We start from the raw sequence: 24,738 nt of genomic DNA, 5'->3' as shown, positions 1-24,738 counted from the left end.
CCGTTTTTGTTACTTCTACTTTAGAACGAACACGCCACTGAATGTGGCGTTGTTATTCTACAGTGCTTGAAAATTATTAGCCGAACACTTAACTAGCTAATCTCTTTTCTAGCCCAACTCAGCTCGTAATAGCACCACTTGCTTGTTCACTTCATTCATTACATTGTAATGGGTTTTATCGCTCACTTTGGGTGGTAAAATTTTTCCATTATTGAATTCGAAAGCTCCAAAATCCTTAATGTAGAGCCTACCTCTGAATAATGTTTTCACATAAAGAGCAATTTTCGATGGGTTATAATGCTTAAAAATTTTCATTAGAACGAATCTCCATGTTGTTCTGACGATATCCCACTGCATACCGTTCAGTAATCATAGACTAGAAAATTTTTTTTGGTTCTAGAATTGCAATTTTATTCAAAATGCTGACATAACATGACATTGTCAATACTCTGTTAAATTCACCCAAAACCTCCTTTTTATGCTGAATTTTATCAGTTTGTTAATTTTTGCCTTACCACTCATCCGATGAGCTATGCTATAACTAGCAACACCTGAAATCCCCACCCTACACAACAACGACAATGATTTCTAAAGGTACTTTTTATGATCAAAAAACTGTTCTTATTAGCCTGCTTACTCGGTTTATCTTCAACAGGATTTGCCATTAACATTCAATTAAACCAACCCGTCCCTGCCGTGACCGTTACCGATAAAGGTGAGCTCCTGTTAGATAACGCAGGTAAGTTCGATTATCAGCCATGGAAGAGCCAACAACTTGCGGGCAAAGTCCGCACTATCCAACATATCGCTGGGCGCTCATCAGCCAAGGAGCTCAATGCCCCACTTATTGAAGCTATTAAGCAAGCTAAGTTCCCTCATGATAAATATCAAACCACCAGCATTATCAATACTGATGATGCCATGTTCGGTACAGGTGTTTTTGTCAAAAACAGCGTAGAAGACAGTAAAAAGGAGTTTCCTTACTCCCAATTCATAATAGACAGCGATGGCGTAGTGAAGAATGCATGGAGCCTTGCACCAGAAAGTTCTGCCATTATTATTCTCAACAAACAAGGTAATGTTTTATTTTATAAAGATGGCGCGCTCACTCCACAAGAAATTAATAAAGCGATTAGCGTAATTGTCGCAGAATTAGGAAAACAATAAGTGAACCGATAAGGTTTTGTGTATCATAGGCATGCGATATTTTTCTGTGCGCAAAAATGAGCCTGCGCACAGAAATTTCGTTTATCATGATCAAATTTCAGTGGATATTACCGCAAAATCACATCCCAATAAGATGTAAAAACAGTCGATTATTCCGCGGCAATTCTATGCAGTATTACGCATAAAACAAACAAAATTATTCATTCCAATGAATAGTTACACAGAATCCACCTTCAGTAACATTATTAAATGTCACATTAAGATGGTGCAACTGAGCCACACGTTTAACAATTGATAAGCCTAAACCACTGCCTGTTTTTTCTTGTCCCGGCGGTCGATAAAAACGTTCACCTAAACGAGCCAGCACTTCAGAAGATACCCCAGCACCATCATCTTTTACTTCTAAATAATGGCGATATAAGTTGATCTCCACCTTACCCGATGGCTTACCATAACGAATGGCATTATGAAGCAGATTTCTTAGCAATACGGACAGTAAAAGCGCTTGCCCCTTAAAAGGTGGCGGTGTTTCGATAATCGATACATCCAAAGTCACCTGATTTTGCTGCGCTTCCCGCTCACTCTCTTTTACCGCTTGCTCAATTAAGTCTGACCAGCTCACCTCCCCCACATTGTCCAACTGGTTAGACGATTCTAGGCGAGATAACGTCAATAGTTGATCGACCAGTCGAGTTGCTCGATCAATACCTTCCGAGAGATTCGCGACCGCATGCTGACGAATAGCCTCATCGCTTCCTGCAATTTGTACCACTTCCGTTTGTACTTTCAGTGCAGCAAGCGGGCTACGTAACTCATGGGCAGCATCAGAGGTAAACTGCCGCTCACGCACAAACATTTGGTTTATTTTGGCAAATAATCCATTAAGGGAATCCAAGATTGGCTTAGCCTCGCTGGGAATCGTCGGTACCATGACAGGGCTCAGCTCATCCGGCTTTCTTTGTCGTAACTGTTTTGCTACATCCCGCAGCGGTTTTAATGCTCGAGTGAGCAACCACAAAAAGACTATCAACATAATAGGTAATGCCACCAGCCACGGAATTAACTGGGAAAGCATAATACTGTTAGCCATACTTTGGCGATATTCCCATTCTTGCCCAACTGCAATAATATATTGATTATCTATAGATTTTAGCCAAACAAAACGCCACTCATCATCACTACCTTTCAGTGTGCCTTCACTGAATCCTTCACGAGTAAATTGGAACTCAATTTTGCGTCCATTATCTCCATCATTCAGGACCATCTCTCCACTTGGTGTAAAAATCGCAAATGCCAGCGCGTCATCATCTTGGCTACCTCGATTTTTTCGTAATAATCGCTTAGTTTTACTCAATGATGCTTGGGGTAAATCGATATCCGTTGGTAGCACTGACAAGCGTTTTGCAAATACCATTTGTTGAGTATCAAACAATTCGTTAATGGTTTTATAAGTTTGATACCACGCAAGAGAGCTCGCAATTCCCCATGTCATGACGGCAAGGAGCAATAACATTAACGTCAATTTGAGTCTTAAACTGAATGTTTTCATTCTTCATCACCCAGTCGATAGCCAATACCATGAACTGTTTGAATAAATTTGCTGCCTAATTTACGCCGTAAATGGTGAATATGTACCTCAACTGAGTTGCTAGATACTTCCTCATCCCAGTTATATAACTTTTCTTCTATTGCACTACGGGACAGTACCTTTTTCGGGTTATGTAGAAACAGAGACAATAATGCCAGTTCTTTACCCTTTAACTGTACGGGTTTTCCTTGATAAGTCACGGTCATCGCTAAAGGGTCCATCTCCACATCGCCATGCACCAAGGTTGGAGAGAGCTGCCCACTGCGCCGACGAATCAGTGCTTGTAAGCGAGCAGCAACCTCTGCCAATGCAAAAGGCTTACACAGATAATCATCTGCTCCCTGTTGTAGTCCATTCACCCGTTGTTCAAGCGCATCGCGAGCCGTTAAAATCAATACAGGTTCATCGCGCCCTTGCTTACGCCAAAATTTCAAAATATCCATACCATCGATATGAGGAAGAGAGAGATCCAGTACTACGGCATCATAAGGGGCATCAAACAAAGCTTGCTGACCTTGTTTACCATCCATAAACCAATCGAGGGTAAATCCCAATTGGGTTAAACCCACCTTTAATCCATCGCCAATAAGTCGATCATCTTCTATTAATAAAATACGCATAGTTAACCTCCACATCGAATATTGTTATATTTATCTTATTCAATTCACGATGACCAGTGGTGATTGCCCAAATTAAAAATATATTTAATTAATTTGAGTTCTTAAGATCCTGTTAAGATTTACTTGGTTAAATACATCCCATAGACCAAATTTCTGGTTACTCATGGAGAAACAAAAATGAAAAAATTACCTTTAATCACTTTAATCGCTGCACTTGCTACTGCCCCTGTTTTCGCTGCTACTGGTGGTTTTTCAGGTCCTGGTGAAATTGCCAACACCACCAACACCGACACCATGAAAACCCAAGATGGCGGATTTAGTGGTCCTAATGCAAGTGAAACTACCGTCGCTAAAGCGCTTGAATTATCAGACAATAGCTGGGTTGTTTTACGCGGAAACCTCGTCAAACAACTGGATAAAAAACATTACGAATTTACCGATGGTACTGGCACCATTACCGTCGAAATTAGCCAAAAACGCTTCAATGGTGTGAATGTAACACCGAAGGATAAAATCGAAATTCGTGGTGAAGTTGATAAAGATTGGAACTCAAAAGAAATTGATGTGAAACAGCTGCAAATCATTAAATAGTTTACCCTCACAAAAAGCCAGCAAATAAACCTTGCTGGCTTTTTGCTATTTGATGCCTATTTCCCCTCTCTGTTTATAGTGCTAGATTATCTTTACCTTGTCTCTGCTTGCACTTATTTATGAAACAACCTCACGTTAGGAATATCAGCGAAAAATTACTGTCAGATAACTGGTATATACTTAAAAAATATACCTATGAACTACAGCGACACGATGGCACTTGGCAGAAGCAAGAGCGTGAAGTGTATGATCGTGGTGATGGCGCCGTGATCTTGCTATATAACAAAGCCAAAAATAGCATTATTCTGATCCGCCAATTCCGTATGCCGATGTACGTTTCCGGATATAAACAATTACTTATTGAAGCCGCAGCGGGATTACTGGAAGGGTCATCTCCAGAAGCCAGAATTATTGCTGAAGCAGAAGAAGAAACTGGCTATAAAATCGATAATCTCGAAAAAGTATTTGAAGCTTTTATGAGTCCCGGTTCAGTCACTGAAAAACTGCATTTTTATATTGCACAATACAGCGATAAAGATCGCCAAAGTGAAGGCGGTGGGCTGGCTGATGAAGGTGAGGATATTGAAGTCATGGAATGGTCATTTCCTGATGCACTTGCTGCCATCAAACATGGGGAGATCATGGATGGTAAAACTATCATGCTTATTCAACATCTTGCTTTAAGCGGAATTCTAAACCCAAAAAGTAATTAATCCGTAAAGGGTAAAAATATCCTTTTTACCCTGACTATTTTAGAGAGCACTATATAAACATCACTAAATGACTTCTTTACCCTTTATTTTTCTATTTTATTCATTTATTTTTTATACATTACAATTTATTACACTCTCTATTGTTGAGCATCACAACATGATAATAAAAAGAATAAAATAGAGTTTATTTAATCAAAAAAGTATTATCTTTTATCGCGTTGATTTTAATCAAAAATATATCAAACCAACTCATCCAAAAACAATCATCAAAAAAAAATCAAAATAGTGTTTTTTCAATAACACTCTTCAACTTAAAAATATTAACTTTGACCTTATCATTAAAAAACTTTAGATTTGAAGACATCATATTTTCTAAATTTAACTATTTTTTCTCGTTAAGGTAAAAATCGAAACACTGAACATTATCTTAGTTATTACGCAATATTATTAGGAGCTAAATAAGATGATCCGTTGTATTCGTATGTGGACAGGTGAAGATGGTAATTCTCTATTTGAAGAAGGCACTGTTGAGCTTAATGGTGTCGCTCGTGGAGATGACCAAAGCCCTGTCATTGCCGTCAATGAGCTCACGTTTCGTGAAACAGTTTCGGGCGGCTCTTGGGACTGGCACAAAGACCCCGTTCCTCGTTATGTCATCACGCTCACGGGCACATTAGAGTTCGAAACTAAAGATGGCTCAACATTTATTATTAAGCCAGGCGATATCTTGCTGGCTCAAGACAATACTGGAACAGGGCATAAATGGCGTCTGATTGGTGATGAACCTTGGAGACGCGCCTATGTGGTGTATCAAGAAGGCACCGATTTGTGTTTCACTCCCAATAAAAAATAGGTATTTCCATGACAAAACCCATTACAGAAAATGTTGATATCGCGCTAATTGGCGCTGGGATCATGAGTGCAACACTCGGTACGTTTCTTAAAGAGTTGGAGCCTAATCTCACTCTTGCTGTATTCGAAAGACTGAATGACTGTGCACAAGAAAGCTCTCATCCATGGAACAACGCAGGTACAGGTCATGCTGCAAACTGTGAAATGAACTATACGCCACCAAATCCTGACGGAACGGTTGATATCAGCAAAGCCCTTGAAGTAAATACCGAATTTGACCTGTCTCGCCAGCTGTGGTCCTACTTAGTCACCAAAGGAAAAATTAAAAATCCACGGGACTTTATCCACCCATGCCCGCACATGAGCTTTGTGTCTGGCGCAGACAACATTAAATTCCTACAGCAACGCTTCCGCCAGATGTCTGCCCATCACTGCTACCAAAATATGGAATACAGTGATGATCTAAAACAGATTGATGAGTGGGCGCCATTAGTCGTTGAAGGTCGTGATCCTAATGACAAAATTGCAGTCACTCGCGTTATCACAGGGGCAGATGTCGATTACGGCGCCTTAACCCATTTACTGATGGCACAATTGAGTGAACAGAGCGGTTTCTCTCTCCACTATAAACATGAAGTTATTGATGTAAAACAGACTCCTGATGGGCGCTGGAACGTAGAAGTGAAGAACCTTGTCACTCACGAAAAAACCATCACGTCCGCTAAATTCGTGTTTGTCGGTGCAGGTGGACGTGCTATTGAACTACTGCAAAAATCAGGCATTCCTGAAGGTAAAGGTTACGGCGGATTCCCTGTTAGCGGGATTTGGTTGCGTTGTGACGATGAAAAAATTGCCGCTCGCCACCACGCGAAAGTGTACGGTAAAGCAGACAAAGGCTCGCCACCGATGTCGGTTCCTCACTTAGATACCCGTATTATTGGTGGAAAGCGCTCACTACTGTTCGGACCTTATGCCGGTTTCTCTAGCAAGTTCTTAAAGCACGGCTCTTACTTAGATCTTTTCGATTCCATTCGACTGGACAATATCGAGCCAATGCTGGCTATCGCTAAAGACGATTGGTCACTTGCTGAATATTTAGTGGGACAAGTGTTGCAAACCTCTGCACACCAATTTGCTATGCTGCAAAAATTCTACCCTGATGCTCAACATGAAGATTGGAAAGAAGTGGTTGCAGGTCAGCGCGTACAGATCATTAAGCCAGATCCTGTGAAAAAAGGCGTATTGGAGTTCGGTACTGAGCTGATTACAAGTGCAGATAAATCGTTCACCGTATTAATGGGCGCATCACCTGGCGCATCAACCGCTGCCTTTATCGCCCTCAATGTCTTGAAAACTTGCTTCGCGGATCAGCTCTCCGCAGATGGCTGGGAAGCACGCCTGAAGAACATCATTCCAACTTATGGTATTGATTTAAAACAGGATGCTAAGGCATGCTTAGATATCCGAGCAGCAACCGCTAAAGTGCTACAGTTAGATAACTAAGTATCAAGTTTGTTCCATTAAGTCGGGTAGATTACACTGCCCGACTTTTTATTATCGGGTTATTTATCGGCATTCAAAACCGGGGTTCAAAAAAGACTCTCTCGGTGAATAATCCAGTGTATTTCCCTGCCAATCCACCACGCTCGCCCCTGCTCCTAATGCCACTGCATGTCCTGCGGCTGTATCCCAGATATTAGTCGGTCCAAAACGTGGATATAACTGAGCGCGACCTTCAGCGACTAAACAAAATTTCAGTGATGAACCAATCTCGACCGTACAGTGCTCCGGCAATTGAGATAAGTATGCTATCAATTGAGGATCTTGATGAGAACGACTGATAACAACCACTGGGGGGAGCGCGGGTTTAACGTGAATACGCTGTACTTGTCCATTCTCTTCCTTCCACGCTTGTTCCCTTTCGGCGTAATACATCAGCCCTTTTGCTGGAGCAAAAACAACCCCCATGACAGGAATACCTTTTTCGATCAAAGCAATATTGACCGTGAAATCGCCATTACGATTAATAAACTCTTTTGTTCCATCAAGAGGGTCAATAAGCCAATAACGTTGCCAGTGGCGACGTACCGACCATTCCGGTGGATCCTCTTCAGAAAGCTGGGGAATATCCGGAGTCAAACGCAAAAGCCCCGCGTTGATAATTTGGTGAGCGGCAATATCCGCAGCCGTTACGGGAGAATCATCTTGCTTATGTTCAACTTGCAATGGTGCATGACCATTGTAGATATTCATGATGGCATCACCCGCTTCTCGGGCAAGGTTACATAGCTGCTGACGCATTTTATTTCCCCTTATGACATGACGTTATCAAGAGTAACAAGGGCTGAATACTTACGCTAATAAAAAAGCCTCATTAGCTATGCCAAAATAGCAAACTCATGAGGCTATTATTCTTTTCTGTAAGTCGGTCAGAAAATTATAAAATTTCCAGTAACTCAACTTCAAAAACGAGGGTGCTGAACGGAGGAATAGATGCACCAGCACCACGCTCACCGTAAGCTAATTCATGAGGAATGTATAATTCCCATTTAGATCCTACAGGCATCAGAGTCAGTGCTTCAATCCAACCAGGGATTACACCGCTCACTGGGAACTCTGCAGGTTGACCACGTTGTACGGAACTATCAAATACAGTACCGTCAATTAAACGACCAGTATAATGCACGCGAACACGATCAGAACGTGTAGGAATTGCACCTTCACCTTGGTTGATCACAGAGAATTGCAAACCAGATTCAGTGGTTGATACGCCATCTTTCTTTTGATTTTCATCTAAGAATTTTTGACCTTCTACTGCCAGCTCTTTTTGACGTTCTTGGCGAACCGCATCTGCACGCTCGTGCATCTCACGCAATGCTTTGTGCAGTGCTTCGACTGGCACTGAAGGCATATTACCTTCTAAAGAATCAGTCAGACCTGCTAAAATTGCGTCTGGAACTAAACCTTCCAGTCCTGATTCTAATAACTGTTGCCCAATTTGTAGACCAATGCCGTAGCTCGCTTGAGCTTCTACTGAATCAAAGTTTTGGTTTGCCATGAAAATACCCATTTCATTTTTTGAGAAAAACCAAGGATAACAGCCCATCTCTTATGGGTAAACCTAAACCCGATAACAGAAGAATAAAACTGCATAAATTATTCAGTGTTCTCCTAAATTAACCTTTAACTTGTTAAGTTACTCATAAATAGTGCTAGTATGCGTTAAAACGTCTGTGATTTATTATTCCTCAAATATAGGAGGGGTCATGCTGAGACTATCCACTTTTCATCGTTATGGGATTGCGATTTTAGCGCTCATTATTATCGCTGCCATTTTTTGGCCAGCTAGCGATAAGTCTAATACAGTGCAAAACAAGGATGACAACATACCAAACCAGCCTATTGTGATTCCTCCAGCTTCACAGTCTAATCCAATACCTGATACGGTTCTGTCACAACCTGAGCAATCGACAGCCACCTCTACCAATAATTCGCCATCACTGCCCAGTGAACCTGAAATTATTCAAGAACAGCCAGAAACAGCTCAATCTACACAACAAGCCCCGACAACTACACCGCCAGCAACACAGCCTTCACAACCAACAGCAACTCGACCTTCTGCCAATGAATGGCAAAATTATCGCGTTCAAAAAGGAAAAACCTTAGCTCAGCTATTTCGTGATAATAATTTGCAGGCAAATGATGCGTTCATCATGGCAAAAGTTGAAGGTGCAGAGAAACCCCTTAGTAACTTACAACAAGGGCAAAAGGTTCGTTTAAAAGCGAATACAAAAGGTGAAGTTCAGCAGTTGGAGATCACCGCCGCCAATGGTCAAACGTACAGTTTTACGCGCTTAAGCGATGGAAGCTACTACCGAACACCTTAATTTATCTTTTAACGTCGGGAATTTTATACAATACGCCGACTTTTCTTTTATTTTCAGAATAAAAATTCAATGGAGACGTTATTTGATGACGTCTCTCACCATAAACTACGTATAATCACTGTTCTTTATTACACTTAATGGTTAAACAGGGAAAAGAACAGGAAAATCTATGCAGAAAAATAACAATACCTGCAAAAAAAAGCTGATAAAAATCATTGGCGCCATCATTTTACTTCTCCTTCTTGGAGTCATTGGTTACATTTCATGGATTAAATACCACGCCGATGGGCTGTGGAATATCATTAACCAACAATGTATTGCTATCGATAACGCCGAACAACGTAATCCATCTTGTCTAAAGGTTGATTTAGACCAGCGCTATGTTCTGTTCAAAGATAAAAAAGGTCCAGTGCATAATTTGGTACTGCCAACCGATAAAGTCAGTGGTATCGAATCCCCTTTATTACTTGAAGACAATAGCCCTGATTATTTTACGCTCGCTTGGAATGAGCGTGAGAGTGTTAGCCCTGCGGGTCAACCCGCTATTAGCGATGATAAACTCGCCTTAGCGATTAATTCACAATATGGGCGTTCCCAAGATCAACTTCATATCCATATTGCTTGTCTAAAACCGCAGGTTATTGAGCTAGTTAACCAACATGCGGATGCGATTAAATCTGAGTGGCATGTTTTTCCTGTGCAATTGGAAGGGCATGAATATTGGGCGAAAAAGTTAGATAAGCAAACAAGCCCTTTCAAGCAGTTAAATGAGTATGTGCAAGCGCACAACGACAGCATGGGGAACTATGGACTGGCGGTGACGGAGCTGAAAGATGGTTCGATGGTATTATTAGCGAATCGTATGGATGTTTGGCAATTGAATTTAGGCAGTACGGGGGAGTTACTGGATTATCAGTGTTCGGTAAATCAGTAAGTTCTTCAAATTCTAGATATAAAAAAACACCGGATTACCGGTGTTTTTTTGTGCCACCGAATTAACGATGGCAACTATCATCATTATTGATTACTCAGCAACGATGATAACGTTCAGCTCTGCGAACACATCGCTGTGTAACTGGAAGTGAACTTCGTGGTCACCAGTAGTACGCAGAACGCCGTTTGGCAGGCGAACTTCGCTTTTCGCAACTTTAACGCCAGCCGCAGTGATTGCGTCAGCGATGTCACGAGTACCGATTGAACCGAACAGTTTACCTTCGTCACCAGCTTTAGAAGCCAGAGTAACAGAACCCAGAGCAGTAATAGCTGCTGCACGAGCCTGTGCTGCTGCCAGAACGTCAGCTAATTTAGCTTCCAGTTCAGCGCGGCGAGCTTCAAAGAATTCAACGTTTTTCTTAGTCGCAGGAACAGCTTTGCCCTGTGGTACTAAGAAGTTACGAGCGTAGCCCGATTTAACGTTAACTTGGTCACCCAGGCTACCTAGGTTAGCTACTTTATCAAGCAGAATAACTTGCATTACCTTATCCTCTATTAGTCGTTAATGGACTGTACCAATTACTGATGACGATCAGTGTATGGTAACAGAGACAGGTAGCGAGCGCGCTTGATAGCACGAGCGAGCTGGCGTTGATATTTTGCACGAGTACCGGTGATACGGCTTGGTACAATTTTACCACTTTCAGTGATATAGTTTTTCAGCGTTGCGATATCTTTATAGTCGATCTCTTGAACGCCTTCCGCTGTGAAACGGCAGAACTTGCGACGACGGAAATAACGTGCCATATGGCTAGTCTCCAGAATCTATCAAATCAATCTGCTCGGCATGTAAGACTAATTTACTGATTCCATTACGTCCCTGATGGGTACTAATGAAACCTGTAACAGTAATCAGACTGCCGACCGTTATACTGTGAGTATGGGTTTGTAAGGTTTGTCCGCTGGCAATGACGGGCATTCTGCACCATGCTTGCCGTGACATTCCTGCTTCCTGTTGTCCAGAACGATGTTCTAAAACAAACTGGCAATGAGGAATGCCGGACGGACTCACTTTTCGAATCAGCGCTTTACAGACTGTGCCTGTCAGCACCAGACGATTAGTGATCACCTGAGCAATTACTCTTCAGAATCCCCAGTTTCTTCTGCTTCTTCGTCTTGATAATCATCAGACATGTCACGGCCACGACGTTCGTCTTTGGCTTTGACCATTGGAGAAGCTTCTGTTACTGCGTGTTTTAAGCGCATAACCATGCTGCGGATAACGGCATCGTTGAAGCGGAAGTTAGTTTCCAGCTCATCAATCGCTTCCTGTGGAGCTTCTACGTTCAGCAGAACATAGTGAGCTTTGTGCAGTTTGTTGATTGGGTAAGCCAGTTGACGACGGCCCCAGTCTTCCAGACGGTGAATCTGACCTTGTGCGTTAGTGATAACAGCACTGTAACGCTCGATCATGCCCGGAACCTGTTCGCTTTGGTCAGGATGGACCATAAAAACGATTTCGTAATGACGCATTAGTAGTTGCTCCTTACGGATTATTAGCCTCCTGTCTGGGTTAACCGCGGCCCGCGGAGGCAAGGAACTTGTTGAGTGCGGCTAAAAAATTGACGCGTAACTATACCCATCCCAGATAAAAAACTCAAGAGATGGGGACAAATTAAGCAAAAATTATTTTGTGATGCGTTGACGCACTGCTTCAAACAGGCACACGCCCGTTGCCACCGAAACGTTCAGGGAGGATACTGAACCCGCCATTGGAATGCTGATTAACTCATCGCAATGCTCACGGGTTAAGCGACGCATGCCTTCCCCTTCAGCGCCCATCACTAACGCAACTGAACCAGTCAGTTTACTTTGATACAAGTTATGGCCAGCTTCACCAGCAGTACCCACAATCCACACGTTATATTCTTGCAACAAACGCAAAGTTCTTGCCAAGTTAGTTACGCGGATCAACGGAACATTTTCCGCTGCGCCACACGCCACTTTCTTTGCAGTCGCATTCAGCTGAGCAGATTTGTCTTTCGGGACAATCACTGCATGAACGCCCGCAGCGTCTGCACTACGTAAACATGCGCCCAGATTATGGGGATCAGTAACACCATCGAGGATCAGCAAAAATGGCGATTCGGTGCTTTCCAGTAAATCTGGGAGATCCCCTTCCTGATACTGTTTTCCCGGTAACACCTTCGCAATGATCCCTTGGTGAACCGCACCTTCTGTTTGTGCGTCCATCCATTGGCGATTTGCTACTTGCACCACAATTCCCAACGCTTCGATTTCATGAACGATAGGCATCAGGCGGCGGTCTTCACGACCTTTTAAAATATAGACTTCTTTAATACGTTGCGGAGAACGCTCAAGCAGGGCTTTCACGGCGTGAATGCCATAAATAATTTCGCTCATAAATATCTTTTAGGTTGAGAACATTAAATTGGTTGAAAATCAAAAGGTGACGATCACCGCCACCTTTTATCATGAAACGCGCTTATCCCTCTTGTTTTTGGGATTTTTTAGCCACGCGTTTTGCTTTTAACTTGGCACTGATTTTTTTGGTTTTATCTGACGGCTTTTTGCTTTTAGCTTTACCGTTTCCGTTTCCGTTGCCTTTTCCATTTCCTTCAGGCTTTGCGTCTTTTTTGCCTTTCTTCTCTGAACGACGAAATGCAGAATCAGGTTCGAAGTTTTTCTCTTTGCTCACATCCCCTTTCCGACGAGCGGAACGTGTCACATTTTTAACTTCTTTCTTCATCTTATCACGGGTGGTTTTACCCGGATTTTTTGCTTTGCGCGTCGTTGAGATTAACGCGAAATCAATCGTGCGCTCATCCATGTGAACTGCTTCTACGCGGATTTCAACTTCATCACCAAGGCGATAGGTTGTATTAGAAGACTCACCAATTAAGCGCTGTCCAACCGCATCGTAACGGTAATAATCGTTATCGAGGGTAGAAATATGCACTAAACCATCAATAAACAGGTCATTTAAACGAACAAAGAAACCAAAACCAGTAACGCTCGTGATCAAGCCAGTAAATACTTGACCCACTTGGTCTTGCATAAAGTCACATTTTAACCAATCTGCCACATCACGGGTAGCTTCATCTGCACGGCGCTCGGTCATTGAACAGTGCTCACCTAATTGGAGCATACTGTCCATATCGGAATGCCATCCCCCCGTTTCTGTCCAGCGCTTATCGCCATGACCATGCTCTTTTGCCAGTAAGTATTTAATACCACGGTGCAAAGTTAAGTCAGGATAACGACGGATTGGCGAGGTAAAGTGCGCATAGGATTTCAGACCTAAACCAAAGTGACCGCGGTTTTCTGGATCATAAATCGCTTGTTTCATTGAACGTAAAATCATGGTCTGTAACAGTTCATGATCAGGACGCTCAGCCACTTCGTTCATCACTTGAGCATAATCTTTTGGTTCAGGCTTCATCCCGCCAGGTAATGTTAAACCTAACTCGCTGAAGACAGAACGTAAGTTCATGACGCTTTCTTCTTTCGGACGATCATGCACTCGGTATAATGCAGGTTCTTCATTCTTCTCAACAAAGCGCGCCGCTGCAATATTCGCTAAAATCATGCACTCTTCAATTAATTTATGTGCATCATTACGCTCAACTGGCTCAATACGCTCAATGCGACGCTCGGCGTTGAAGATAAACTTAGCTTCCTCAGACTCAAATGAGATAGCACCACGCTCAATACGTGCCGCATCTAAGGCTTTGTATAATTGGTGCAAATGCTCAATATGCGGAACCAACGCTTTATAGTGCTCGCGTAACTCTTCGTCCCCTTGCAGTATTTTCCATACTTTTGTGTAAGTTAAACGCGCATGGGAGCTCATAACGGCTTCATAGAATTTGTACGACGACAATTTTCCTGATGCTGATACAGTCATTTCGCACACCATACAGAGGCGATCAACGTCTGGGTTCAGCGAGCATAATCCGTTAGACAGGACTTCCGGTAACATCGGAACAACTTGGGATGGGAAGTAAACGGAGTTACCACGGCTACAAGCTTCCGTATCCAAGGCTGTTTGTGGGCGTACATAATAACTCACATCCGCAATCGCTACCCATAAGCGCCAGCCACCACCTTTTTTCGGTGCGCAGTACACGGCATCATCAAAGTCACGAGCGTCTTCGCCATCGATAGTCACTAATGGCAAATCGCGCAGATCCACACGCCCTTTTTTCGCGGACTCGGGGACTGTCTCGCTGAAATCCGCAACCTGTTTTTCAACTTGTGGTGGCCAAGAGTGAGGAATTTCATGCGTGCGCAAGGCGATTTCCACCGCCATACCCGTCCCCATGGTTTCTCCGAGGACTTCAATCACATTACCAACAGCTTGAGAACGGCGTTGCGGTCTCGACACCAATTCAACCACAACCACGTTCCCCATACGGGCTCCGCAAGTTTGGTCTTTCGGAATCAAAATATCAAAGCTCAGACGGCTATCATCAGGGACGACAAACCCCATACCAGCTTCAATAAAATAGCGACCTACAATTTGGTTATTACGCGGTTCTAATACACGCACCACACGCACTTCGGTACGACCTTTACGGTCTTGCCCATAAGGCTGGGCTAAAATAACGTCGCCATGTAAGGCGCGTTTCATCTCGTCTTGAGATAAATAATAATCTTCTTTTTTGCCTTCAACACGTAAGAAACCATAACCATCACGGTGACCAATAACTTTACCTTTGAGTAGGTCAAGGCGTTCTGGCAGTGCATAACACTTACGACGAGTGAAAACTAACTGACCATCACGTTCCATCGCGCGTAAGCGACGACGTAATGCTTCCAATTCATCTTCGGTAGAGAGATTGAGTAGCTGTGCAATTTCTTCACGATTTGCGGGAGCTGTTCGCTTAGATAAAAGATCTAAAATAAACTCTCGACTTGGAATTGGGGATTCATATTTTTCTGCTTCTCTTTCCTGAAAAGGATCGTTTGACATTGTTACCTCCATTGTCATCAGAGTGATAAATGACTGAGACATTAATCGAGCAATAATTGGTACAGCGGGCTATTGTCTTTCACCATATCCGCTAGCGTATATTGATCTAGTTCTTGTAAAAATTGTTGTATTGCCTTTTGCAGAGCGCCTTTAAGGCGACAAGCTGGCGTAATATGACAAAATTCTCCACTACAATTGACTAGAGTGAGTGGTTCTAATGCACGGACCACATCACCGATACGAATAGATTCTGCCGGTTGACCTAGCGCGATCCCGCCATTTTTACCACGGGTAGCTTTAACATAGCCAAGGTGACTCAGCTGATTAATAATTTTAACCATGTGATTACGAGAAACCCCATATACCTCAGTAACTTGAGTTATACTCGTCATCTGCCCTTTTTCTAGGGCGGCTAAATAGATTAGGGCACGTAACCCATAGTCAGTAAAACTTGTCAGCTGCACAATCACCTCAAAATTTTTGGCGCTACAAATATGTTGTGAAATACTTATCTGCCATTTTCGTTATATTTGTTTTCTGGCTACCATATAAAGTACATTTTTAACGATTTTCTACAGTATATCGCCTTAGTTTCAGTCTAGCCCATCCTTGCCCGTAAAGATGCTTACAATGGCACAGAATGTTCAACTTTATAGGTATTATGTGGAAATTTTAGCGTTTTATCAAAAGGGAATTTATCGGAAGGAAACATGGAATGCTAAAAAAACAGCGCCCTAGTGAGCGCTGTTCATGTGATTACTCAACGTCAAACGGATCACGCAGGATCATTGTTTCTGAACGGTCTGGACCCGTTGAAATAATATCAACTGGGATACCCGTCAGTTCTTCAATACGTTTGATGTAATCTAAAGCCGCTTGTGGCAATAACGCTCTTTCTTTAACACCAAAAGTCGTTTCGCTCCAACCAGGCATAGTTTCATACACTGGCTCTAAGCCTTCCCACTCATCAGCTGCTAAAGGTGTAGTTTCTAACACCGTACCATCTTTACGACGGTAACCTACGCAGATTTTCACTTCTTTTAAGCCGTCTAAAACATCCAGCTTAGTTAAGCAGAAACCTGACAGAGAGTTAATTTGTACCGCGCGGTTGATAGCCACGATGTCTAACCAACCAGTACGACGCTTACGACCAGTAGTTGCACCGAATTCTTGACCTTTCTCACGCAGGAACTCACCAGTTTCATCGAACAGCTCAGTTGGGAATGGACCCGCACCAACACGCGTTGAGTAAGCCTTGATGATACCCAGTACATAGTTCACATAACGTGGACCTAAGCCTGAACCCGTCGCAACACCACCAGCCGTTGTGTTTGAAGAAGTTACATACGGATAAGTACCGTGGTCGATATCCAGCAGCGTACCTTGCGCACCTTCAAACATCACTAATTCATTCTTCTGATGTGCTTTATAGAGCAAATCAGAAACATCAATTACCATGCTAGTCAGCAGATCAGCAACAGACATGATGTAATCTAATGTTTGCTGGTAATCAACCGCAGGTTCTTTGTAATAGTTAACCAGTTGGAAGTTATGGTAATCGATGATTTCTTTTAATTTTACAGCGAAGGTTGCTTTATCGAATAAGTCGCCAACACGCAGACCACGACGAGCAACTTTATCTTCGTATGCAGGACCGATACCACGACCCGTTGTACCAATCGCTTTTGCGCCACGCGCTTTTTCACGCGCATTATCTAATGCGATGTGGTAAGGCAGGATCAGAGGGCATGCTTCAGAGATACGTAAACGCTCACGAACAGGAACACCGCGATCTTCCAGTTCTTTCATCTCTTTCATTAAAGCATCAGGCGCAAGAACAACACCATTAGCAATAATGCTGATGACATTTTCACGAAGAATACCGGATGGAATTAAGTGGAGAACGGTTTTTTCACCGTTTACAACAAGAGTATGGCCAGCATTATGGCCGCCCTGATAGCGAACTACATATTTAGCACGCTCTGTCAGCAAGTCAACGATCTTGCCCTTCCCTTCGTCACCCCATTGGGTGCCCAGTACGACAACGTTCTTACCCATTTCGAAATACACTCGGTTGCTTAAAAATGAATTCTACCATCAAAAATGAACTGTTCCAGTGATATTTTGGCATTACAAAAATTTTTTTCTAGAAAGCAAGTAAAATGGTAGTTTTATTTCTGTCGTAGACTCAAAGTGAATTGCCTCAACCTGAGCAGCTAAAATTTTCCCTGAAAAATCCGCAACTTAAAACGACAGGCGAAAAAAAGCCCACCGAAGCGGGCTTTTCTTTATTAGATTAACAGTAATTTAAGTTCGTTGCACGTAACTTAAGTTGTTTATCATTTAATCCGTTGCACGTAGCTTAGTCGGTGCTTTCATAAAGCGGAAGAAGTCAGTGTCTGGGCTAAGCACCATCACGTCATCACCACTTTTGAAGCTTTGCTCATAAGCACGCAGGCTACGAATGAACGCATAGAACTCAGGATCTTGGTTGAATGCATCAGCAAACAGTTTTGTCGCCATTGCATCACCTTCACCTCGCAGGGTCAGTGCAGTACGCTCTGATTCTGCCAGTGTCTCTGTTACCGTCTTATCCGCTACCGCACGAATTTTAGTTGCTTCTTCTTGACCTTGTGAACGATGCTGACGTGCTACCGCTTCACGCTCTGCACGCATACGTGCATAGATGGCTTCAGAAACTTCATTTGGTAATTCAATACGCTTGATACGTACGTCGACAACTTCGATACCTAACGCCGCCATACTGTTCGCATTCACAACCAGTGGCTTCAGGTTAGTCTCTTTTTCAACGCGCGCCGCAGCATCTGCAATCGCTGCATCTGCTTCTTTAGTCGCTTCGTCGGTTGCCGTACCTTTGTTCAGTGCATCACGAACATCAACAGTTAAACGACCACGAGAATCAGTGATGATGTCTTTAACACTTAAACGACCAAACTCAGAACGTAAACGGTCACTGAACTTACGTTTCAACAGGGTTTCTGCTTGGAATGGGTTACCACCACCAGTCGCTACATAGTAACGGCTAAAGTCAGTGACACGCCATTTCAGGTATGAATCTACCATTAAGTCTTTGTTTTCACTTGTCAGGTAACGGTCAGCTTGGATTTCTAATGTCTGAATACGTGCATCTAACATTTTCACAGTTTCAATAAATGGAACTTTGAAATGCAGACCCGGCTCATAAACGATCGGTTTGTTTTCAGAATCACGCAGAACTTTACCAAAGCGTAAAACGATGCCACGCTCAGTTTGTGGAACAATAAAGATTGATGCGTAGGCAACTGCCAAAACAGCAATCACTATAAAAATAAACGACTTACGCATGATTATTGTCTCCCTACTCTAACTGCATCACCACGCACAGGGCTGTTTGGCTGTGCAGGTGCTGAACCCACGGATGATGAACCATTATTGGAGTTCGTCATTCTTGCCGATGATGGATTCGATTTTGACGCAGGTGCGACGTTACCATTGGTTCCACGCATGATCTGGTCCAGTGGCAGCACTAACATGCTGTTACTCTTATCGTTCGCAATGACTTTACGTGTATTACCTAATACGCGTTCCATCGTTTCGATGTACAGACGTTCACGGGTAATTTCAGGTGCTGCACGATATTCAGGTAACATTTTCGCAAAGCTTGCGACCTCACCCTCGGCTTTAAAGACGACGCTCGCCTTATAAGCTTCAGCTTCTTCGATCATACGCTGTGCGTTACCTTTCGCGAGAGGTAGAACTTCGTTTCGATAGGCATGCGCTTCACGAATTGTTTTTTGTTCTTCTTCCCTTGCGGAGATTACATCATCAAATGCCGCTTTTACATCTTCTGGCGGACGAGCCGCTTGGAAGTTGACGTCCAGCAGAGTAATACCCATTTTGTATGGTGCAATTGTCGCTTCAAGCTCTTTCTGTGTCACATCACGGATAAAGGCTCGATTCGTAGTCAATACTTGCTCCATGGCAGATTGACCAATAACACCACGCACAGCACTATCTAACGCTTGGCGCAGGCTGTTGTCAGGGTTCGTCACACTGAACAAGTATTGAGCTGGGTCAGTCACACGGTACTGAACGTTCATTTCAACGCGAATCACGTTTTCATCAGACGTTAGCATCATGCCGTTAGTTGCTTGCTCACGAACAGTTTCAACGTTCACAGGGACAACTTGGTCGATAAACGTTGGTTTCCAGTTCAGACCTGGTCCGACGATGCCACTATATTCACCAAAACGTAATACTACGCCACGGTCACTCTCTTTGATGGTATAGAAGCCAGAACCGGCCCATACCACGACAACCGCTGCAAGTGCTAAAATACCTAAACGGCCGCTGATTGGTGATGACTGTTTATTATTGCCTTCACCACCACCTTTGTTCCCGCCGCCGCCAAGCTTGCTGCCTATTTTACGAAAGAGATCGTCGAGATCATAAGCCCCAGGTTTCCGACCACCTTTGTTCCCGCCAGAGTTGCTGCCTTTATTGCCGCTTCCCCACGGATCGCGGTCTTGTCCGTCATTACCGGGCTGATTCCACGCCATGTTTTAGCTCCATTCTTTATGATTGATTTTTAGGGCTAAGAGCGATATTTCTCATCGTTCATTTCACCAATTGGCGTCTTGAATCACACTGAGGATATTGGGCTCTTAATATCAATTCCATTGCCTAACTGTGTTGCGGTTAATTCAACCAATCGGCTGTTTTAACCTCATCTTTAAACAACATAGTTAGGTAATTGCTGCTCTTGTTTGCATAAACGTCGCCAATCCACCATTGGCATACGCACCTCAAGTCCAATAGTGCCGTCTTCTTCTTGCCATTCACGTTCGATGGATTGAAGTTGATAAAAACGGCTCCGTAAGCGACCTTCATTCGGTGGTAAACGCAATTCAACATGTGCGATCTCACCTGAAAGACGTTCCGTTAATGCTTGGAGCAACAAAGGGATACCTTCGCCTGTTTGCGCTGAAACCCAGACACGAACGGGCTTGTTATCCTCATCTCTGTCAATACGCGGGACAAAATCGTCGAGCATATCAACTTTGTTCATCACTAAAAGTGTTGGAATTTCATTCGCGTCTATTTCTTCCAATACACTGTTAACTGCTTGGATGTTTTCATCTAGACGAACATCAACTGCATCAATCACATGGAGCAATAAATTCGCTTCACGGGTTTCCTGCAGAGTCGCTTTAAAAGCGGCAACCAAGTCATGTGGAAGATGACGAATAAAACCCACTGTATCCGCTAAAACAACCGTTCCAACATCATCAACATCAATACGACGTAACGTTGGATCTAGCGTAGCGAATAGTTGGTCTGCAGCATAAACATCCGCTGACGTCATCCGGTTAAATAAACTGGATTTTCCTGCGTTAGTGTAACCAACCAAAGAAACGGTCGGGATATCCGCTTTGCTTCTTGATTGACGACCTTGTTCACGCTGTTTTTCGACACGCCCTAAACGAGATAAGATCTGTTTGATTTTATCCCTTAATAAACGACGGTCGGTTTCAAGCTGAGTTTCACCAGGACCGCGTAAGCCAATCCCGCCTTTTTGTCGCTCAAGGTGCGTCCATCCTCTCACTAAACGAGTGGATAAATGCCGTAATTGAGCTAATTCAACTTGAAGTTTACCTTCATGCGTACGCGCACGTTGTGCAAATATATCTAAAATTACCCCTGTACGATCCACGACCTTACATTGGCAAACCCGTTCGAGATTACGTTCTTGGGCAGGGCTAAGAGTATGGTTAAATAACACCACATCCGCGCCACTTGCTTCAACAGCTTCAGCGATTTCTTCAGCTTTCCCTTCCCCAACGAAGTATTTTGGGTGGGGAGCCTTACGGCTGCCAGTCACTATTTGTACAGGTTTTACCCCTGCAGAAGTCACTAGGGACTCAAATTCTGCCAAATTATCCACGTCTTTTTCTTGATCAAAAAAAACATGAACAAGTACAGCTAGTTCACCGCCTTCATACCTATCAAACAAGGTGCAACCTCTTTAGGCTAAACAATAATTGCAAAGGAAAGACATAGGTATAGTCTCCCTACCCATGCTTTCCTTGTTTTTAGCGTACAGTCTTACTCAGCTGATTCGCCATCTTGCCCAGCAGAAGCACCACCGTGGTAGTTGCCATTGCCTGCGCCAGCAGTACCAGTACCGCTATGATGAGAAACAGGGCGTGCTGGAACAACAGTAGAGATAGCATGTTTATAAACCATCTGACTCACTGTGTTTTTCAGCAAAATAACAAATTGGTCAAAAGATTCGATTTGACCCTGCAATTTAATACCATTAACGAGATAAATAGAGACCGGAACCCTTTCACGACGTAATGCGTTCAGGAACGGATCTTGCAAAGATTGCCCCTTAGCCATTCTATGTTTTCCTTATTTTGTTGTTTTTAAAATGAGAATCTTACGATTCCTAAAAATTACTACTCAAAAATTACGCTTAACGCTTTAATTGTACACAAAGAATAGCCCTATGCACTAATAACCTGTATAACGGTGTCAAGCGCTTGCTGAGGTTGCTCACTATCTAACCGATGAACATTATCCCAGCTTCTCAACCAAGTGATCTGCCGTTTAGCCAATTGGCGCGTCGCGCAAATCCCTCGATAAACCATTTCATCATAATCTATTTCACCATCAAGATAAGACCACATTTGGCGATAACCTACACAACGAATGGAAGGTAAATCAACGTGAAGATCACCCCGTTGGTATAGCGCTTTAACTTCGTCTTCAAACCCTGCATCTAGCATTAAACGAAAACGCTGTTCGATACGCTCATGTAAAATTTTACGATCTTGTGGCTCAATAGCAAACTGAAACACATTATAAGGCAATTCCGTGCCCGCTGTTTGAGTCATTTCAGTCAAACTTTGTCCCGAAATGAGATATACCTCTAAAGCTCGGGATAATCTTTGTGGATCATTAGGATGGATACGTGCCGCAGAAACAGGATCAACGTCCGCTAAACGACGATGTACTTCAGCCCAACCGTGTTCTTGTGCTATTTGTTCGATTGTCTCACGAACCTCTGGTGAAGCAGAGGGCAGCGGCGATAAACCTTCTAATAAAGCTTTAAAATAAAGCATTGTTCCGCCAACTAATAATGGAATTTTACCTTGAGACGTAATTTCATCCATTACATTTAATGCGTCACGACGAAAATCTGCCGCAGAATAAGGCTGCGAAGGATCAAGAATATCAATTAAACGATGCGGAGCTTGGCTAAGTTCTTCTTTATTAGGCTTCGCCGTGCCAATATCCATTCCTCGATAAATCAGTGCCGAATCGACACTGATAATCTCCACAGGCAAATGCTTGCGTAATTCGATGGCTAATGCCGTTTTGCCTGAAGCCGTTGGCCCCATTAAGAAAATGGCATTGGGTCTTTTTTGAGTTACTAAATCACTCATTTGTTAGTGTAGCTACCACAGGTTGTAAATTAATTAATTGTAATAATGTTGGCGGTGGATTTTTTACCCACTGCGGACAAATCCGCTCAACATCAGCCAGCAGTTGAACTGCCTGAGCTAAACTCCAACTTTCTTCGGTTTTTGCCTGTGAAATCGCACTTGCGAGCCATTGTGCGATACTTTCATTTGGAATGCTTTTTTTTGTCGACAAAAACACAATTAAATCAGAAAAAAGCTGCGATAAATTTTGCGTTCTTAACGGTAACGATACCGTATGAATAGTCACTTTTCCATGAAATATCGAAGCATCGATACCAAATAGTGTCAATTGTTCCTTATAACGCTGCAAAACCTCTATTTCGTCACTTTTTAGTGACAATTTTAAGGGGATTAACAACGGCTGAGGCTTTAATCCGCCATTTTCTGGCATCAACTGAGCCAACTTTAATAAGTAGTTCGCTTCATTTAAGGATAACAGGATTATCCCTAATGAAGACTCAATTAATGCAAAGTTTTTTGCGTAAATTGTCAATACTTTACCGAATTGATAGTCATCCGCACTTTTCGCTACAAACTGGTGTTCTACTGGGCTGACATTCAATGGTTTTCTTTCTGGAAATAACGGTTTTTTATCTTCAGGTTCAACCGGAATGGACATTAAGCGCTGATACAGCTCTCCGGTGTTACGTTCATAACTTGGTGCAGGGTTATATGTTCCTATATTGCCCGAAGAAAAAGAACGGTTTTTGCCTATCATCGCCCCACGGTTTTTATCGCCGTAAGAAACTTGAGACTCTTGAGTATGAACATGTTGAGATTGCTGCGGTTTTTGTGTTGTCGTTGCCACTGGAGAAGCAAAATAGTTATCTCCGGCTGATGCTCGATTTTCAACTTCAACAGTCACGGGCTCAACTCCAGGAAGTTCACTCTCAGTAAGTGCATTGAGCAATACGGTTCGTACCGCTTGGTAGATAAAATCGTGTACAAGTCTGGCTTGATGAAAGCGTACTTCATGCTTGGCAGGATGAACGTTGACATCAACTTGTTTGGGGTCAATCGTCAAGTACAGTACATAGGCAGGTTGCTGATTATCCTCTAAATGCCCTTCATAAGCTTGACGAATAGCATGGTTGATCAGCTTATCGCGCATCATGCGACCATTCACATAGCAATATTGAATATCATTGATGCCTAACGGGGACGTTGAAGGAGCAACGACCCATCCTTTGATGCCTAAATCACTGTGCTCCCAAGAAAGTGCAAGTGCGCCTTGCATAAACCCTGTGCCGCAGATGGCACCTAAACGGCGCTCTTGCTGGTTAGCATCTTGCGCAGCTCGGTATTGTTTCACCAACTTGCCGTTATGAGACAGATTCATCGCAACATCAGGGCGGGAAAGTGCGATACGCCGCACAACCTCATCAATATGCCCAAACTCGGTTTTTTCTGTACGCATAAATTTGCGACGAGCAGGTGTATTGTAAAAGAGATCAAGCACTTCTACCGTCGTGCCATTAGGGTGTGCGGCAGGTTTCACCGTCACTTGCATGTCACGACCTTCTGCATAAGATTGCCATGCTTCACTCTGTTCCGCAGGCTTGGAGGTTAATGTCAGCCGAGAAACTGAGCTAATACTGGCAAGGGCTTCGCCACGAAAGCCCATGCTCATGATGGCTTCGAGATCATCCAATGTCGCAATTTTACTGGTAGCATGGCGTGCTAAAGCAAGAACCAACTCATCCTTGTTGATCCCGCAGCCATTATCCCGAATGCGGATCAGCTTTTCTCCCCCTCGCTCTATCTCGATGTCGATACGAGTCGCACCAGAATCAAGGCTATTTTCTACTAATTCCTTCACAACAGAGGCGGGTCTTTCGACCACCTCTCCAGCCGCTATTTGGTTTGCTAATTGAGGAGAAAGGATCTGGATTGCCATAACC

26 protein-coding genes are annotated in these 24,738 nt (G+C 43.2%); 7 read left to right on the top strand and 19 right to left on the bottom strand.

Translation table 11 applies throughout. The features are described from left to right. Positions 1 to 108: 108 nt before the first annotated feature. Positions 109 to 315 carry a DUF1107 domain-containing protein gene (locus PR766_RS03850; RefSeq protein ID WP_006662401.1) on the bottom strand — a complete coding sequence of 69 codons (207 nt, stop codon included), beginning with the start codon at positions 313 to 315 and terminating at the stop codon, positions 109 to 111. Between the two features lie 288 nt (positions 316 to 603). Here PR766_RS03850 and PR766_RS03845 point away from each other — a divergent pair, with 288 nt between their 5' ends. Continuing rightward, entirely contained in the window at positions 604 to 1,167 is a 564-nt protein-coding gene (locus tag PR766_RS03845) for a YtfJ family protein (RefSeq protein WP_006662400.1), read from the top strand. A 196-nt stretch (positions 1,168 to 1,363) separates the two neighbouring features. On the opposite strand, the gene qseC is transcribed toward PR766_RS03845, so the two are convergent. Together qseC and qseB are read right to left on the bottom strand one after the other, a co-directional pair. Next, positions 1,364 to 2,716, bottom strand: a complete 1,353-nt coding sequence (qseC, locus tag PR766_RS03840) for a quorum sensing histidine kinase QseC (protein ID WP_154636291.1) — start codon at positions 2,714 to 2,716, stop codon at positions 1,364 to 1,366. Further along, on the bottom strand, positions 2,713 to 3,375 hold the full coding sequence (gene qseB / locus PR766_RS03835) for a quorum sensing response regulator transcription factor QseB (RefSeq protein ID WP_006662398.1): 663 nt from the start codon (positions 3,373 to 3,375) through the stop codon (positions 2,713 to 2,715). Before qseB ends, qseC begins: the two co-directional genes overlap by 4 nt. A gap of 177 nt (positions 3,376 to 3,552) precedes the next feature. Between qseB and PR766_RS03830 the strand changes: the two genes are divergently transcribed. The 4 genes from PR766_RS03830 (at position 3,553) to mqo (ending at position 7,034) form a co-directional block, all read left to right on the top strand. After that, positions 3,553 to 3,966, top strand: a complete 414-nt coding sequence (locus PR766_RS03830; protein ID WP_006662397.1) for a YgiW/YdeI family stress tolerance OB fold protein — start codon at positions 3,553 to 3,555, stop codon at positions 3,964 to 3,966. A 119-nt stretch (positions 3,967 to 4,085) separates the two neighbouring features. Next, the gene (locus PR766_RS03825) at positions 4,086 to 4,679 is read left to right on the top strand and encodes an NUDIX domain-containing protein (protein WP_006662396.1); all 594 of its coding nucleotides are present in this window, start codon (positions 4,086 to 4,088) and stop codon (positions 4,677 to 4,679) included. 463 nt (positions 4,680 to 5,142) lie between these two features. Continuing rightward, positions 5,143 to 5,532, top strand: coding sequence for a cupin domain-containing protein (locus PR766_RS03820; RefSeq protein ID WP_006662395.1), 390 nt, complete (start codon positions 5,143 to 5,145; stop codon positions 5,530 to 5,532). 8 nt (positions 5,533 to 5,540) lie between these two features. Then, positions 5,541 to 7,034: a malate dehydrogenase (quinone) gene (gene mqo / locus PR766_RS03815; protein ID WP_036967668.1), complete on the top strand. Its 1,494-nt coding sequence runs from the start codon at positions 5,541 to 5,543 to the stop codon at positions 7,032 to 7,034. Positions 7,035 to 7,097: 63 nt separating this feature from the next. On the opposite strand, the gene cysQ is transcribed toward mqo, so the two are convergent. Together cysQ and PR766_RS03805 are read right to left on the bottom strand one after the other, a co-directional pair. Beyond that, on the bottom strand, positions 7,098 to 7,832 hold the full coding sequence (cysQ, locus tag PR766_RS03810) for a 3'(2'),5'-bisphosphate nucleotidase CysQ (protein WP_154636292.1): 735 nt from the start codon (positions 7,830 to 7,832) through the stop codon (positions 7,098 to 7,100). Between the two features lie 136 nt (positions 7,833 to 7,968). Beyond that, a complete protein-coding gene (locus PR766_RS03805) occupies positions 7,969 to 8,589 on the bottom strand; it encodes a peptidylprolyl isomerase (protein ID WP_006662392.1) in 621 nt (206 codons plus the stop codon). A 208-nt stretch (positions 8,590 to 8,797) separates the two neighbouring features. On the opposite strand from PR766_RS03805, the gene PR766_RS03800 reads away from it, so the two are divergent. Beyond that, positions 8,798 to 9,418 (top strand): LysM-like peptidoglycan-binding domain-containing protein, encoded by a 621-nt coding sequence (locus PR766_RS03800; RefSeq protein WP_006657983.1) that lies wholly within the window; start codon positions 8,798 to 8,800, stop codon positions 9,416 to 9,418. 169 nt (positions 9,419 to 9,587) lie between these two features. After that, a complete protein-coding gene (locus tag PR766_RS03795; protein WP_154636293.1) occupies positions 9,588 to 10,352 on the top strand; it encodes a CDP-diacylglycerol diphosphatase in 765 nt (254 codons plus the stop codon). A 90-nt stretch (positions 10,353 to 10,442) separates the two neighbouring features. On the opposite strand, the gene rplI is transcribed toward PR766_RS03795, so the two are convergent. The 14 genes from rplI to mutL all read right to left on the bottom strand — a co-directional run bounded on the left by rplI (position 10,443) and on the right by mutL (position 24,734). Beyond that, entirely contained in the window at positions 10,443 to 10,892 is a 450-nt protein-coding gene (rplI, locus tag PR766_RS03790) for a 50S ribosomal protein L9 (protein WP_006657981.1), read from the bottom strand. Between the two features lie 38 nt (positions 10,893 to 10,930). Then, positions 10,931 to 11,158, bottom strand: coding sequence for a 30S ribosomal protein S18 (rpsR, locus tag PR766_RS03785; RefSeq protein ID WP_000135199.1), 228 nt, complete (start codon positions 11,156 to 11,158; stop codon positions 10,931 to 10,933). Between the two features lie 4 nt (positions 11,159 to 11,162). Then, positions 11,163 to 11,480, bottom strand: a complete 318-nt coding sequence (gene priB, locus PR766_RS03780; RefSeq protein WP_006657980.1) for a primosomal replication protein N — start codon at positions 11,478 to 11,480, stop codon at positions 11,163 to 11,165. A gap of 8 nt (positions 11,481 to 11,488) precedes the next feature. Further along, positions 11,489 to 11,884, bottom strand: a complete 396-nt coding sequence (rpsF, locus tag PR766_RS03775; RefSeq protein ID WP_006657979.1) for a 30S ribosomal protein S6 — start codon at positions 11,882 to 11,884, stop codon at positions 11,489 to 11,491. Between the two features lie 153 nt (positions 11,885 to 12,037). Next, the gene (rlmB, locus tag PR766_RS03770; RefSeq protein WP_154636294.1) at positions 12,038 to 12,775 is read right to left on the bottom strand and encodes a 23S rRNA (guanosine(2251)-2'-O)-methyltransferase RlmB; all 738 of its coding nucleotides are present in this window, start codon (positions 12,773 to 12,775) and stop codon (positions 12,038 to 12,040) included. A gap of 82 nt (positions 12,776 to 12,857) precedes the next feature. Continuing rightward, positions 12,858 to 15,347 (bottom strand): ribonuclease R, encoded by a 2,490-nt coding sequence (rnr, locus tag PR766_RS03765; protein WP_154636295.1) that lies wholly within the window; start codon positions 15,345 to 15,347, stop codon positions 12,858 to 12,860. Between the two features lie 41 nt (positions 15,348 to 15,388). Then, positions 15,389 to 15,811, bottom strand: a complete 423-nt coding sequence (gene nsrR / locus PR766_RS03760; RefSeq protein ID WP_006662386.1) for a nitric oxide-sensing transcriptional repressor NsrR — start codon at positions 15,809 to 15,811, stop codon at positions 15,389 to 15,391. A gap of 292 nt (positions 15,812 to 16,103) precedes the next feature. After that, the gene (locus PR766_RS03755) at positions 16,104 to 17,405 is read right to left on the bottom strand and encodes an adenylosuccinate synthase (protein WP_006657974.1); all 1,302 of its coding nucleotides are present in this window, start codon (positions 17,403 to 17,405) and stop codon (positions 16,104 to 16,106) included. 285 nt (positions 17,406 to 17,690) lie between these two features. Beyond that, positions 17,691 to 18,692, bottom strand: coding sequence for a protease modulator HflC (gene hflC, locus PR766_RS03750; protein WP_006657973.1), 1,002 nt, complete (start codon positions 18,690 to 18,692; stop codon positions 17,691 to 17,693). Positions 18,693 to 18,694: 2 nt separating this feature from the next. Continuing rightward, positions 18,695 to 19,906: an FtsH protease activity modulator HflK gene (hflK, locus tag PR766_RS03745; RefSeq protein WP_006657972.1), complete on the bottom strand. Its 1,212-nt coding sequence runs from the start codon at positions 19,904 to 19,906 to the stop codon at positions 18,695 to 18,697. Positions 19,907 to 20,079: 173 nt separating this feature from the next. Beyond that, complete coding sequence (gene hflX / locus PR766_RS03740) at positions 20,080 to 21,360, bottom strand: ribosome rescue GTPase HflX (RefSeq protein ID WP_006657971.1); 1,281 nt, start codon at positions 21,358 to 21,360, stop codon at positions 20,080 to 20,082. Between the two features lie 92 nt (positions 21,361 to 21,452). Then, positions 21,453 to 21,749, bottom strand: coding sequence for an RNA chaperone Hfq (gene hfq / locus PR766_RS03735; RefSeq protein ID WP_006662385.1), 297 nt, complete (start codon positions 21,747 to 21,749; stop codon positions 21,453 to 21,455). Positions 21,750 to 21,856: 107 nt separating this feature from the next. After that, complete coding sequence (gene miaA / locus PR766_RS03730) at positions 21,857 to 22,798, bottom strand: tRNA (adenosine(37)-N6)-dimethylallyltransferase MiaA (protein ID WP_006657969.1); 942 nt, start codon at positions 22,796 to 22,798, stop codon at positions 21,857 to 21,859. After that, the gene (gene mutL, locus PR766_RS03725) at positions 22,791 to 24,734 is read right to left on the bottom strand and encodes a DNA mismatch repair endonuclease MutL (protein WP_154636296.1); all 1,944 of its coding nucleotides are present in this window, start codon (positions 24,732 to 24,734) and stop codon (positions 22,791 to 22,793) included. The genes miaA and mutL overlap by 8 nt, the downstream gene beginning before the upstream one ends. Between the last annotated feature and the right edge of the window lie 4 nt (positions 24,735 to 24,738).

Source organism: Providencia sp. PROV208, from assembly GCF_028479465.1.
Classification (GTDB): domain Bacteria; phylum Pseudomonadota; class Gammaproteobacteria; order Enterobacterales; family Enterobacteriaceae; genus Providencia; species Providencia alcalifaciens.
Note: the sequence above shows the minus strand (reverse complement) of the source record. Positions and strands in the feature narration are given on the sequence as shown.